We start from the raw sequence: 12,454 nt of genomic DNA, 5'->3' as shown, positions 1-12,454 counted from the left end.
TGGAAAGATTTTAAGACGTTATGCTTTTTTGTGGAGCTTCAGCATATTCATTTATCACATTGACTTCAGCGCAAGGCGTTTTGGGTGTAGCAAAGAAGCTAGTGATGTTTTGAGATACTATCCCCTGAACAGCAGTGGCATTAGCGTTTTCAGATTTAAAGCACTGATAAGCAGCAAAGTAATTATTACGGGCTTTCACGCAAATATCTGCGGCCATTTGCGTTTTCAATATTTTTCTTTCATTACACCCAGTTATCTTGGTCATGTGGTCAAATCTTTCTGCGGCCATTAAAATTACTGGTGCATAATCTAAATTCATTTTTTGATATTCATATTCATCTTTATATCCAACCATTAGTGATGTTGACATTGTCTCATGTTCCCTAACTGAGTTATTAGCACGGGTCTTCGCTTCACTAGCGCACTCCAAGAGATTTAACCCATGCTCTTCAGAAGTTTTCATATAGTAGTCTGCATCAACTTGTGTGTTATCTATATTATTTCTTGCACTCTGCTCAAACTCTTTAGAAATTTCTTTAGATATATTGGCTATAGATGCAGCAACAGTAGCTATGTACTCATTGATATGGAAATAGCATTCCTTTAATCGTAATTTATTATTAAGGGGATCTTTGTCTTTAAAATAGGACTCCCAGACAACTTTACGACATGACTCAATATGTTTTTCTATAAGATCAAGGTAAAAATCAGGATCTGCAAATGAACCGCACATTTCGGGAATAAAATTATAGTTAATTGTGTGTTCAGCTATAGGTACAGGACCACCAACATGAATCCTCTGCTGCAATTTATATGATTTTTTCCATTCTGTTTGACTCGTTGTAATTTCAGGAATAGGTATCTGATGGATTTCAGGAATTACAGGTAAGTTGAGAGTTTTATTAGGAATATCTCTTTTATAAGTTCCAGTTTCTCCGTCTATTTTAAAATGCCTTAATGCATGATCTCTTTTACGCTTTAATGATTCATGGACATTTCGATTTGTTCGGGTAGTATCTGCTGCTTGTAAGTGTTTATTAAGTTCATTATAAGCATGTTCAGCAAAATCTTCTTCAGGAGGTGTAGCCTTTGTCTTTAAAGTAATATCAAGGGTTTTGGCGCTCTGAATTATTTCAGCATTTTTTTTCTTTTCTTCAAATGCAGAAAGAGCAGTTCCCAGGTATTTGGGCATTTTTATCTGCATTGAAGATACAGTAGGCTGTAAGGATGGCGCTGGGGGGATTGTATATGCGGGTATTTGTACGGGAATATTAGCTTTTGTATACTTTTCGGGATGACGGATACGATCTATACAATTAATACTTTCTTCATGATTAGCTTTACCAGCCAAATCCAATATTTTATTTCTGTACTTGGCATTTACTTCGCCTTTTCCTTGAATTGGAGTTAGCTCCACTACGTGCACTGCTTCAAGCCCTCTAAACTTAATCTGATGTTCCAGCCCATTCCCTGTATATTTATGCAGGCGCAAAGTCAGATTTGCTGGAATATAGGAAGGATTTTTAGCAAAAAATTTCTGCAAGTCACCAAGAATATCATCTATATCATCATAAAAGTCAAAAACGATTTTTTCGTTTGAATATTGGTTAGCTACTTTGTGCATTTGCGCGTATAACAAAAGAAATTTACTTGTATCAAACCACGAATCGCTATGTCCTGCCTTAGTTACGTTTGGGTCGCATGCTTTGGTAAAGGCCGTGCCATCTGCCTGCATGCAATAAATATCAGCTAGAAGAAGAGTATCTAATGTCGCACCCAGGTGTTTCGCAATCAACGGTATATCTTTAAAACATGAGCCTGTATCATTCTTAGATGCATTATATTGATCCAAATCATATGACTGCCTGTTTGATCCAACAAATACAATAGCATCATGCGCATTGGATTGTTCTATTTCCAATTTAATAGCGTCGAGTAGTTCCTGATTGGATGTAATTACATTTTTTGAATTGCTGTACTTAGCATTGTAGATGCAACCATCAAAATCAAATGAATAAACGTGAATTGTCATTAAAGCCTCGTTTGATTAAAGTAAGTTTTGTTTTGAGGCTGAGCAAACTATAAGCGAAAATGGTAACTGAGAATGCAATGTTCTTCGCTGAACCAAAACGCAATAAGTGCAGGTATCATAAAATACATGCCATCATAGTGCCTTACCTCAACGACGAACCCGTTTAATAATTAAAACTAGGAAGTTCCAGTCCTCAATAGTCCTTAATGAGAAGATATGTCATTTGCTTGAAGGAGATTCCCGTCAAGTGAAGGTACTATATTGATTCTATATTAAGAAAGGATTAGGGTGTATACGCAATTATTGCAAAGGCAGTTCCTACCGCGATGCATTAGTCACGCAGGTTTGTTGCAAACACAGAAAAGACTGCCATATTCCCCCCCTGGAATTAATTTTACCTGAGTTATAAACTGATCTTCATTAAGGGAGTATAACTTAATGGTAGATAGGAAAATCCCCTATAAGGCTTGGGCTACATTGCTAAATTATTCACTTTTTCAATCAATTCTTCAGGAAATATATTCACAGACTCGTCATTTATCTGTCCCTCTTTTTTCATTTCTCTTATCTTATGTACGGTTAAATCGAGTAATGACGGAAATTTATATTTGGTCTCAGTATTAAAGAGCTGCCCAGTTTTTGGATTTTTGAATAAACTATGCGTTAGTTTTGTACGGAAGTTCAATTTTGCTGTGGGACTTTCTAATACTATTCTCTCAGTGATTAGTTTCTTTTCTTCTTCGTTTAACGGATGCTGAGACGGTTTTGGTTTTTCCATCATCTGCTCACGACTCTTAGCAAAGCTCATTTTATATTCAGGTACGAGTAATGGCTCTATTCTCTCGTTAAGGTTAGATGAATCAGCTGAGCTTTCATTAAGGTTATTAGTGAGGTTTCAGTAGAGTATCGATGAATGTGCTGTTAAGGGTTGTGAATGGATAGAACTACCAGCTTACTCCGACCCTAGTTATAGAACCTATTGATTTTTCAATGTTAATTATTTAATCTTGCCGTCCTTTAGAAATACATAATTCCCAATGACTCCAGGCAAAGAGTTACCCAAGATGATTGAAAAGTCTCAAGAAGAGATAGAAGAAATCATTGCTCTGGTTGAATCATCAAATCTACCTGAAGAAATAAAGCCTTTTGTGATTGGCTGCATTAACCTTGCCTCATGGATACCTAAAGCGTTGGTCGAGCACAAAGTAACGATATCAAATTTAAAACGCCTTATTTTTGGCAAGGGTGCTAAAACCACTCGAAAGCAATCGCCTACGATAGAAAAGCCTGACGTTGTCACCGACTCTGAAAAACCAGAGGCCTCTAATCAAGCCCCTCAGGAGGATAAAAAGTCCAAAGGACATGGACGAATGCTCCACACCGTGTATCCCCATGCTAATGAACACACAATACCCCTTGAGTCTTCTCTACGCCCTGGCGAGTCCTGCCCATTGGCTTGTGGAGGCAAGCTCTACCGCATTCCCCCGGGTATTCTTGTTAATATCAAAGGCCACAATCTGGCTTCGGTAAATAAGTATTGGATTGAGAAATTACGCTGTGCGTTATGCAATGAAGTATTCCCTGCGACTATACCCAAAGAGGTCTGTAAAGAAAAATATCATCCGCAACAACAGACAAAATCCAGGGCAAGAGAGAACAGGCATGTATACCACAGGCATTCTTGCCCAAAATGGTACCCATAAAATTGCCTTATTTTATAACAGCAAACGCCATTCAGGGGAAAACATGGCGCGTTTGCTGAATAAGCGAGATAAGAATAAAGGACAAGTTATTCAGATGTGTGATGCACTGAGTCATAACCTTCCAGCAAACCACCGCACCATTGTTTGCAACTGTTTATCACATGGTTTTCGTAAATTTGAAGAGCTGCTCGCCTTTTACCCCGAGCACTGCCAAACTCTCATGAAGTACTTATCGACTCCGTTTCAGGTTGATGAGAAATCCAAGCAATTAGGCCACAATGAGCAGCAGCGTTTGCTTTATCACCAAACACATAGCCAGCTGTCTATGTTGAAAGCCAAAGCCTATATGGAAGACTTGCTCTCTACCAAGCAAATTGAGCCCAACGAATCCTTAGGCAAAGCGATTAATTACATGCTCAAGCACTGGGACAAGCTTACTCGCTTTTTATCCGTCTCTGGTGCGCCTGTCCATAACAACAATATGGAGCAGGGATTAAAAATTCCTATCCGAGGACGTAACAACTGGTTGTTTTATAAAACTGAATACGGCGCAATGGTAGGTGGTGTTTTGACCAGTATTATTTATACCTGTGAATTAGCTAATGTTAACCCCTTTGAATACTTGGTTGCACTGCAAGTATATAAAGATCACATTGTTAAAGAGCCTACAGCCTGGCTTCCCTGGAGCTATGCGAACACGACGGCTTTGTTGGAATCATCTATGGCAGCTTAAGCAACACAACGCCAATCTTCTGGTAGGTTTGCTTTAATAGGATGGCCTTGGGCTAGCAATATCACTAACTCACTGGAACGCAATTGAACTGAAGGAGTTTCCCCTGTGGGCCACCAGGACAGTTTTCCTCGACTAAACCGTTTTAAACAGAGCCAGAATCCATTCGCATCATAGACCAACAGCTTTACTGCGGTTCGGTTACGATTGGTAAAGACAAATACGGTACCACTGAATGGGTCATCAAGCAGCTTTTGTCGGCATAGCTCTTTTAGAGTATCGATTCCTTTCCTGAAGTCAACCGGCTCAACTGCAAGTAATAACCGATGTTGTGGGGTAATCTGCAGCATCGTTAGCCCATAAAGTCCAGCATCAGCTTTGATGCCATATGCATAGGTACTGCATCGATTTTTAGTATACTGCCACAAGGACGATGAACTTCAACACTACAGACCTTATCATTATCAGAGAGAACGTCTAAGCCAAGCCTCGAGTACTTTTGCTTTACCTCGACAAACTGCATGCATCCATTCTCTTGAGGCTCTAATTTTTTCCTGATTTGGATGGGGCTGAGTCCTAAATGAATACCGATTTTTGAAGGCGTATAATCAGGCAATAGTTCTTTAACTTGCTCCCATAACTCATCAGGGATATATCCACGCTTTGTTCGGGTTACTCGCCACTGTTTAAACGCTTGTTTGACTGAGTCTAGTTTATCTATGCCACTTTTCATAAGGCCACCTCTTAAAATCATAGAGGCTATAGGTTAAATAACAGAGATGTCTTTAGTCACGAAGCTCCGCCGCAAGCTCAGGTTGTTTTTAGTAAACCGCCACAATTTGGCAGCGAAAGCCATCAGCAGGACTCGTTATTCATTCAGATAGAGGAAGTTAGTACGCAAGTTACCAATACCGTAACTTATTAACGAGTAAAGGTTATATTGGCAGTATGAGTAAAAGAGGAGACTGCTGGGATAATAGTGTTATTGAAAGCTTCTTTGGTTGTTTAAAACAAGAACGAGTTCAATGGCGAAATTATCAAACTCGATGGGAAGCTCAGCAGGATATTTTGAATTACATCACTATGTTCTATAACAGCCACAGATTGCATTCTTATTTAGGATATTTAAGTCCAAATCAATTTGAAAAACAAAGCGATTGTTTAATGAAAGTTGCTTAACTGGGGTGTAACATTTTGGTTGACCACATCAGTTAGCCAGTAGTCATAATATAATCAATAGGTTGCGGTGAAAATAATGACTCAATATTTTTTTGCTGCAAGGTCACGAAGCTTCAGGGACAATCTAGCCGCGGGCAACCGTAGATGAATCCGTAAGGAATGCGTTGAATCTGCTAGCACAAAAGCGGAGAGGAGCTAGAGATGGGTGGTACTGTTCATGGCGCTCTCTTTTTCCGAAGAGCGCTTGTTAGGCCTCTAAAGTAGTAATTTCATAGCAACTATAAAAAATCAAGAATCAATTTTAATTTTTATTTAATTTATTCCTTTCATAATCATTACTTATTTTTTAGCAGTTCAAGAGATCCTAAAGAATGACCGCAGGCTCGATGAGAGGAGCTCCGAAGTTTTTTCTGACCTTTGTTCCTTAGTTCTGAGTCTCTATATAAAGATATTTTAAGCTGAGAAAATGATTATGCCTAAAAAACGTCCGGTAGATCTTGCCCTGTCACCTAATCAGGATCGCCAAATAGATTTTTCTTCTAGTTCACCCTCATCAAACAGTTCTGTGCTGAGTGATGAGCGCTTAAATGAGCTTGGGGCCGAGGAGTGAGACATGAGACTTAATCTTAATAATAAAACGCAAGAGAATATTATTGCATCGTTGGAAGAGGTCTCCCCGGGTACTTCCCAGCTCGATTTGAGCTGGAATGACCTCCGCACCAAATCCGGTGCAGAACTTGTAGCCATCATGCAGGCCCTGCCACAAGGCCTGCAGTCGCTCGATTTGTGCGGGAATAACCTCGGCACCAAATCCGGCGCAGAACTTGTAGCCATCATGCAGGCCCTGCCACAAGGCCTGCAGTCGCTTGATTTGGGCAAGAATAACCTTGGCACCAAATCCGGCGCAGAACTTGTAGCCATCATGCAGGCCCTGCCACAAGGCCTGCAGTCGCTCAGTTTGCGCGGGAATAACCTCGGCACCAAATCCGGCGTAGAACTTTTAGCCATCATGCAGGCGCTACCAAAAGGCCTGCAGTCGCTTGATTTGTGCGGGAATAACCTCGGCACCAAATCCGGCGCAGAGCTTGTAGCCATCATGCAGGCTCTGTCACAGGGCCTGCGGTCGCTTGATTTGTACGGGAATAACCTCGGCACCAAATCCTGCGTAGAACTTGTAGCCATCATGCAGGCACTGCCACAAGGCCTGCAGTCGCTCAATTTGAGCGGGAATAACCTCGGCACCAAATCCGGCGCAGAGCTTGTAGCCATCATGCAGGCTCTGCCACAGGGCCTGCAGTCGCTTGATTTGGGCTGGAATGACCTCCGCACCAAATCCGGCGCAGAACTTGTAGCCATCATGCAGGCACTGCCACAGGACCTGCAGTCGCTTGATTTGAGCTGGAATGACCTCGGCACCAAATCCGGCGCAGAACTTGTAGCCATCATGCAGGCACTGCCACAAGGCCTGCAGTCGCTCGATTTGTACGAGATTAAGCTCGACGCCAAATCCGACGACGAACTCATCGCAATCCTGGAGGTTTTCCGCAGTAGACCCACCGAGCTCAAGCTCAACGATTCCATCATGGTTAGACCCGCGGTGAAGCAGGTTTATGACGACATCATCGGAAGGAACAGCCATAATGTTAGACAAAGAAAGTCCACGTTGTTTGGGCGCCTCTTCCAGCCCGCCATGGAGGCCTACAGCCAAGAACCGCCGTTGCACGAAGCCCTTTCCGAATCATCAACATCTGATAGTCCGGTTTGCATGTTACGGTGAGGCTTGTTCGCAAAAAATATTCCGCGCGTGACGCGCAGGAATTTGTAGTTGTCTATATAAAACGTGACCTTTCTGCAATCTTGCAGAAAGGTCACGTTTTTCTGAAAAACTAAACTGCATGTAATCTGTATTTTAGAAAAAACTATTGATCAACAAGAGTATTTGGGTTTTGTCGCAGAAAATTTGAGACTCTGCTAGAGTTTCGAAATTTTTTGAGTTCGATAATGCTCAGTTTCAAATGGAAGCATTTCAGACAGGATGTGATCTTGCTGTTAGTCAGGTGGTATATAGGCTATTCCCTGAGCTATCGTGATGTTGAAGAGCTTGCTCTGGAGCGTGGCCTGAAGATAGACCATTCAACCATTAATCGCTGGGTAGTTGAATATTCTCTGACCTTTCTGCAAGATTGCATAAAGGCTACAATAAATTTTATCTTTTCATTCATAGGTGCAGTCTCTACCCAAGGCATCTCAGACTCTCCTTCTTCGGTCTGGATGTAGATTAACTGTTACCTATGTGTCCGGGCACTTTTGTTACCGATGTGACCGGGTCGGACCCTTCGGGTACCTTCTCCCCATGTCAGGGGAGAGAGAGGAAAACAAGGAATGCCGAGTAATAGAATTTTTAAGAAATAGTATAGCTAGTATCGCTTTGTGCTTGATTTTTTTTCACGTCATTATTCAATATTCCTGCATTTTGACTCTTAAAAAAAACAATCCTATTCGGCTCTTCTTTGGTAGATGAAACATCGTTTGGTGGATTGTTTTGCTCATTATTGGCATGACATAACTCAAGAAACTTAGCACTATTGGGTACTATTTTCCCATTCAGAGTCGTAACTTCTGAGAGACAAACGAATAACTCGCTAAATGCAGCTAAATGTTCTTGATCTATCTCTAATGCCTCTATATTCACATGAAGTATTTGTATATAAGGTAATGAACCCTTAAGTTGTTTCAGCTCGTTCAACTCCTTGTAGCCTATATGGCAACTATCCAAATCAAGCGTATGAACGCTGGCAGGAATTGCTTTAAATATCATAGCTAACTCTCTAATATCATTTTCTTCTCTTCCATCCCAACCAGGATATATAAACTCCAGTCGAGTTACACTTTCTGGGATAAATTTAAAAGCTTCTTTAAAAGCATAGCATTCGCTACTACGCATGCTACCTTGAATTATAAGATGGGTCGTTTGGGAGGGGATTGCGCGGAACTGATCTACTAATTTTATGCTTGTCTGCGTTGGTTTCAGTGTAAATTTCATTTGTAATTTCTCCTGTCAACTTATCATTATTTATCTTAATTGTTTATTACTTTGGTTAAGCAGGATTGATCGTAACAAAAGAAACCTAAGACAAACTTAGCTCAAAATGAGTAATGAGAATGAAATATTCTAAAAGGGAATGAACTCTCCAAACGGAAGCTAGTTGTTGCCCGTAGTTTGTGGGGCTAGGGGAGTAATGGAACGTGCTCTTTCTGCAATCTTGCAGAAAGAGCACAATTTATTAAAATATTACTAGAATTATTTTCTAAAGTAAGCTCTATACAAGGGAGACCCCATGTTCCATCGATACTTGGCTCTATCCATAATGTTTATTATCATGCCATTCACTGCAGACGCTAAGGACGTTTTAAACCCCGCGTCCCTAGGTCAAGCGCAAAAACTAATCGACGAAGGCAAGAACATCGAGGCTATCACCATACTTGACAGAGTCATCGACTCCGTGTGGGACAAGATCCCCTTCCAGATATCATTCTTCACATTAACAGAAAATTCTTCCAAGGGTTTTGGAATGTTTAATGCCCGGAAGACCAATATCTACTCAAAAGATAACGCTGAAATCCTTCTGTATCTCGAACCCATAGGATACAAGTTCGCCTCTGAGAAAATGGATCTCTTCAAGTTCGGCTGTTCGATGGATTTATACCTGCTTAACAAGGAGGGTAAGGTAGTTTTCAATAAGGAGAATTTCCTCAACCAGGAGCTAATGAGCCACTTCCACAACCGAGAGTTTTTCCTCAACGTAACCCTGAGCCTCACTGGCCTCGAGATAGGAGATTACACCATCAAGTTAATTACACACGATACCGTGGGCAAGCAGCAAACCGAAACCCTGGTCCCGATTGTAATAACAGGAGAAACCGGGGGCTCGATCAAGTAAGTATGAAAACACAGTTTAAGCAAGCCTACGATGAGGTTATTAATCTTCATATCCAAATAGAGAGTTTATTAGGTAACAGCCGTATTGAAGAAGATAGATTGCCTTTTTTAAGCCATTTCCACCCTGAGTTTACTATGATCCAACCTAATGGCATCTTGAGGGATTTTGCTTGGCTTAGTCATTGGTATCAAACCGCCGCTGGCTCTCGTCCACAGGTTAAAATTAGTATTGAAAATTTTAAAAATATCTACTCTTGTTCGGACAATGTGATTGTTGCTTACGAGGAGTATCAGCAGGTTACTACAGTTGAATCATTAAGGCGTTCATCCACTGCAATTTTTGTCCCAACAAATAATTCGAAGCAACCTTTGCTTTGGCGTCATTTACATGAAACTTGGGTTACAACTTAAGAAAACCAGGAATGACTAAGCATTTAAAAGCCGCTAGACATAAGATTAGTTTGTTCAGCCCCCTTTTAGGGTACTAGATGATTCTGAATCAGAGGATTCAGAATCGATTGATGCGGACTCTTGTGCGTCAGAGGCAGCTCCAGCTTCTGAATCATACTTTTTTACTTGTCGCCAATGGGTTGGCTCCCCTTGCTGAAATGCTCTACTGAAAAAACTGCCCTCGTATTGATTTGAAGGGCTTTTGTCAAGATGTAGCTTTAAAATGGATTTATATTTCACTAAAGATGTATATTTATCAGCGCATTGTTCAATCTCTTGCACTATAGCTGTTTTTATTTGTTTCCATAACTCCTTGTTTTCTCCTTCGCGCGCCCTTAGCATCATATCTTTCAATTGGCTCGGATTATTAAGTGGGATATCTTCCTTTGCCAATTTAAAAGGCATTTCTTTTATTCGGGAAAAGTCTTTATCGAAATGGATTTCCTCCAGGCGTTTTATGTCTTTCTGTAACTCGTCCCATCGTTGCTTATCACCACGTAGACGCGCCCAATTAAGCAAATAGGTCAGTTGAGATAGGTTTGTGGGGATATCGCTGTAACTTACACAAGCTTCTTTTGAATTTAAGCCCCCTTTTGCAACTAGACCGTGGCAATTTATAAATTCGCCATATTTACCGTTAAAATTTATACCGAAACTGAAACCTGACTCGTCTAAATTTCGACCATTACCTGCACAAAGTTGCAGACTAGTGAGCTGAAATCCTAACTCAGCAAGTTGTTCTGCAAGGACTTCTAAAATTTCTTCATCATCAAACAAGCCGTTTGGATAGTGTGAACTGCTGAATCCTATTACTGCTTCAATTTCAGCACCTTTAGGCGCGTTAGCCACCATTGCTGCTATAACTTCTTTTCCCACTTGTGAATCTAAAGTATAACTCGTCATACCACCTGGAAAATGGATCATAGACAGACGCTGAACTTCATTGTTTCCCTTCACAAAGAAAGCAAATGATACGCATTCAGTCATGCCTGAGGTGAAAATTCCATAGGCTTCACTTGAATCTATATTGATCACGTTTCTTGGGTCGCACTCAGCATAGAAAGGCGCGTATTTATAAGAAATAACATCGTCATCGATCGGATCTATGTACATAATCAACCTCACACAGGGTAATTATAGTACTTTATGGAAAGTTATTGATCACGAAAGTCAATTAACTATAACACGCGTAGTTGCTATGAATGGCATAGGGGTTTTGAAGACCTCATAACCTGAAATGGATAATAAGAAATGGCAACATGCAAAAAAATTGTAGCGGCCCCAAGCGACTTTCCCCCTTAAGTAAGGAAATTTCTTACGTACAATTAATAATTGTCTAAAGCCCAATGATATACAAAGTATTTTTTTTAAAAATCAGACAGTATTTTCACAGACGATGAGTTATTTTTATCAGGCCTAAACAAGTACGGTGTTCGCAGGATTTGGATTTCCCGTTATTATCTGATATTCCTCAATAATATCTTCAATAGATTCAATCAGAGGATAGGCTTTGGAATGAAACAATCGATAGGTTATATCCGCGCAAGACTTTGTACCTTGGTAAGGCTCGTAGCACCTAAAACCAGGTAATAAGAACGTCTCAAGAACCAAGAGAATTGGGATGAGTAGTGCCGTTAAGATTCCACAACAGATCCTTCCAAAGGTATTATCAGGTGTCTCTTGTTTTAACTCGTCAAATAATCCTTTAATCTCATCGAATTCTTTTTCCCTGGATTTTTTTGCGATAGATTGTAACTTTACGGCAAAAAAGCATTGAGTCATTATTTTCGCCCCAATCTATTGATTTTATTAGGGCTGCTAGCTAACCTTGCTGCCCTTAAGAGGAGCAGGGTTGCTAAATGACACCAGCAAAAGAACTACCGATTGTCATTGAAAAATCACAAGAAGACATTGATCAGATCATTGCATTGGTACACTCATCAAACTTACCAGAGGGAACAAAACCTTTTGTCATTGGGTGTATTCACCTGGCTTCCTGGATTCCGCGCGCACTGGTCGAGCATAAAATAACCGTATCCAATTTAAAGCGACTTATCTTTGGCAAAGGAGATAAGACTACTAAACAACAAGACAAATCTCCAAAGGCAGAAGAATCCGAAACCAGCCCTTCAAATGATGAGAGCCATGAGCCCAAAGAACCCACAGGACATGGACGCCTTCCGCATACAACCTACATCAATGCACAGGAACACACCATTGCCTTAGAGTCCCTAAATGCTGGCCAACTATGCCCACATCACTGTGGTGGCAGGCTTTATTCCATCAATCCAAGGGTAATCCCCCCGAAAAATAAGTGATGTCAAAAGTAGAATTTTCTCATACGCTATATTGGAGGAGATTCTTCATGAAAAGATCAAAATTTACAGATAGCCAAATCCTGTCGATTCTAAAACAAGCCG

The 12,454-nt window shown here is 40.7% G+C and carries 14 protein-coding genes and 2 pseudogenes; 9 read left to right on the top strand and 7 right to left on the bottom strand.

Going from position 1 to position 12,454, the window contains the following annotated elements; all coding sequences use genetic code 11:
- Window positions 1–10 precede the first annotated feature (10 nt).
- Together BN1094_RS18975 and BN1094_RS14840 are read right to left on the bottom strand one after the other, a co-directional pair.
- Window positions 11–2,032 carry a hypothetical protein gene (locus BN1094_RS18975; RefSeq protein WP_052403329.1) on the bottom strand — a complete coding sequence of 674 codons (2,022 nt, stop codon included), beginning with the start codon at window positions 2,030–2,032 and terminating at the stop codon, window positions 11–13.
- 472 nt (window positions 2,033–2,504) lie between these two features.
- On the bottom strand, window positions 2,505–2,840 hold the full coding sequence (locus tag BN1094_RS14840) for a hypothetical protein (protein WP_044011938.1): 336 nt from the start codon (window positions 2,838–2,840) through the stop codon (window positions 2,505–2,507).
- A gap of 256 nt (window positions 2,841–3,096) precedes the next feature.
- On the opposite strand from BN1094_RS14840, the gene BN1094_RS20145 reads away from it, so the two are divergent.
- On the top strand, window positions 3,097–3,735 hold the full coding sequence (locus BN1094_RS20145) for a hypothetical protein (protein WP_245614368.1): 639 nt from the start codon (window positions 3,097–3,099) through the stop codon (window positions 3,733–3,735).
- Entirely contained in the window at window positions 3,695–4,468 is a 774-nt protein-coding gene (locus BN1094_RS19365) for an IS66 family transposase (protein ID WP_081935172.1), read from the top strand. Before BN1094_RS20145 ends, BN1094_RS19365 begins: the two co-directional genes overlap by 41 nt.
- Here the strand turns inward: BN1094_RS19365 and tnpB are convergent.
- Entirely contained in the window at window positions 4,465–4,815 is a 351-nt protein-coding gene (gene tnpB / locus BN1094_RS14825; RefSeq protein ID WP_044011937.1) for an IS66 family insertion sequence element accessory protein TnpB, read from the bottom strand. The two genes, BN1094_RS19365 and tnpB, sit on opposite strands and share 4 nt — an antisense overlap.
- Before the next feature lie 2 nt (window positions 4,816–4,817).
- The gene (locus BN1094_RS20140) at window positions 4,818–5,198 is read right to left on the bottom strand and encodes a hypothetical protein (protein ID WP_245614366.1); all 381 of its coding nucleotides are present in this window, start codon (window positions 5,196–5,198) and stop codon (window positions 4,818–4,820) included.
- A gap of 95 nt (window positions 5,199–5,293) precedes the next feature.
- Here BN1094_RS20140 and BN1094_RS14810 point away from each other — a divergent pair.
- The 4 genes and pseudogenes from BN1094_RS14810 to BN1094_RS20135 form a co-directional block, all read left to right on the top strand.
- Window positions 5,294–5,644: pseudogene (locus BN1094_RS14810) on the top strand (IS3 family transposase); the annotation flags it as partial.
- Between the two features lie 472 nt (window positions 5,645–6,116).
- Window positions 6,117–6,254 carry a hypothetical protein gene (locus tag BN1094_RS19915; RefSeq protein WP_176695315.1) on the top strand — a complete coding sequence of 46 codons (138 nt, stop codon included), beginning with the start codon at window positions 6,117–6,119 and terminating at the stop codon, window positions 6,252–6,254.
- 3 nt (window positions 6,255–6,257) lie between these two features.
- A complete protein-coding gene (locus BN1094_RS18965) occupies window positions 6,258–7,421 on the top strand; it encodes a leucine-rich repeat domain-containing protein (RefSeq protein ID WP_052403328.1) in 1,164 nt (387 codons plus the stop codon).
- Between the two features lie 224 nt (window positions 7,422–7,645).
- Window positions 7,646–7,810 (top strand): annotated as a pseudogene (locus BN1094_RS20135) (IS6 family transposase); the annotation flags it as partial.
- Between the two features lie 235 nt (window positions 7,811–8,045).
- Here BN1094_RS20135 and BN1094_RS14795 read toward each other — a convergent pair.
- Entirely contained in the window at window positions 8,046–8,687 is a 642-nt protein-coding gene (locus BN1094_RS14795) for a hypothetical protein (RefSeq protein WP_044011936.1), read from the bottom strand.
- Between the two features lie 295 nt (window positions 8,688–8,982).
- Here BN1094_RS14795 and BN1094_RS14790 point away from each other — a divergent pair, with 295 nt between their 5' ends.
- Window positions 8,983–9,585 (top strand): hypothetical protein, encoded by a 603-nt coding sequence (locus tag BN1094_RS14790; protein ID WP_044011935.1) that lies wholly within the window; start codon window positions 8,983–8,985, stop codon window positions 9,583–9,585.
- A 2-nt stretch (window positions 9,586–9,587) separates the two neighbouring features.
- A complete protein-coding gene (locus tag BN1094_RS14785) occupies window positions 9,588–9,995 on the top strand; it encodes a hypothetical protein (RefSeq protein ID WP_044011934.1) in 408 nt (135 codons plus the stop codon).
- A 54-nt stretch (window positions 9,996–10,049) separates the two neighbouring features.
- Here BN1094_RS14785 and BN1094_RS14780 read toward each other — a convergent pair whose 3' ends face one another.
- Complete coding sequence (locus BN1094_RS14780; protein WP_044011933.1) at window positions 10,050–11,147, bottom strand: hypothetical protein; 1,098 nt, start codon at window positions 11,145–11,147, stop codon at window positions 10,050–10,052.
- 303 nt (window positions 11,148–11,450) lie between these two features.
- A complete protein-coding gene (locus BN1094_RS14775; RefSeq protein ID WP_044011932.1) occupies window positions 11,451–11,816 on the bottom strand; it encodes a hypothetical protein in 366 nt (121 codons plus the stop codon).
- A gap of 77 nt (window positions 11,817–11,893) precedes the next feature.
- On the opposite strand from BN1094_RS14775, the gene BN1094_RS20130 reads away from it, so the two are divergent.
- Window positions 11,894–12,352, top strand: a complete 459-nt coding sequence (locus BN1094_RS20130) for a hypothetical protein (RefSeq protein WP_245614363.1) — start codon at window positions 11,894–11,896, stop codon at window positions 12,350–12,352.
- Window positions 12,353–12,454 lie beyond the last annotated feature (102 nt).

The sequence above is a fragment of the Legionella massiliensis genome (genome assembly GCF_000756815.1).
In the GTDB taxonomy this organism is placed as follows: Bacteria; Pseudomonadota; Gammaproteobacteria; order Legionellales; family Legionellaceae; genus Tatlockia; species Tatlockia massiliensis.
Note: the sequence above shows the minus strand (reverse complement) of the source record. Positions and strands in the feature narration are given on the sequence as shown.

Coding starts and splice junctions, on each gene's coding strand:
- BN1094_RS18975 (WP_052403329.1), bottom strand. CDS start 2,032: ATGACAATTCACGTTTATTCATTTGATTTTGATGGTTGCATCTACAAT.
- BN1094_RS14840 (WP_044011938.1), bottom strand. CDS start 2,840: ATGAGCTTTGCTAAGAGTCGTGAGCAGATGATGGAAAAACCAAAACCG.
- BN1094_RS20145 (WP_245614368.1), top strand. CDS start 3,097: ATGATTGAAAAGTCTCAAGAAGAGATAGAAGAAATCATTGCTCTGGTT.
- BN1094_RS19365 (WP_081935172.1), top strand. CDS start 3,695: ATGTATACCACAGGCATTCTTGCCCAAAATGGTACCCATAAAATTGCC.
- tnpB (WP_044011937.1), bottom strand. CDS start 4,815: ATGCTGCAGATTACCCCACAACATCGGTTATTACTTGCAGTTGAGCCG.
- BN1094_RS20140 (WP_245614366.1), bottom strand. CDS start 5,198: ATGAAAAGTGGCATAGATAAACTAGACTCAGTCAAACAAGCGTTTAAA.
- BN1094_RS19915 (WP_176695315.1), top strand. CDS start 6,117: ATGCCTAAAAAACGTCCGGTAGATCTTGCCCTGTCACCTAATCAGGAT.
- BN1094_RS18965 (WP_052403328.1), top strand. CDS start 6,258: ATGAGACTTAATCTTAATAATAAAACGCAAGAGAATATTATTGCATCG.
- BN1094_RS14795 (WP_044011936.1), bottom strand. CDS start 8,687: ATGAAATTTACACTGAAACCAACGCAGACAAGCATAAAATTAGTAGAT.
- BN1094_RS14790 (WP_044011935.1), top strand. CDS start 8,983: ATGTTCCATCGATACTTGGCTCTATCCATAATGTTTATTATCATGCCA.
- BN1094_RS14785 (WP_044011934.1), top strand. CDS start 9,588: ATGAAAACACAGTTTAAGCAAGCCTACGATGAGGTTATTAATCTTCAT.
- BN1094_RS14780 (WP_044011933.1), bottom strand. CDS start 11,147: ATGTACATAGATCCGATCGATGACGATGTTATTTCTTATAAATACGCG.
- BN1094_RS14775 (WP_044011932.1), bottom strand. CDS start 11,816: ATGACTCAATGCTTTTTTGCCGTAAAGTTACAATCTATCGCAAAAAAA.
- BN1094_RS20130 (WP_245614363.1), top strand. CDS start 11,894: ATGACACCAGCAAAAGAACTACCGATTGTCATTGAAAAATCACAAGAA.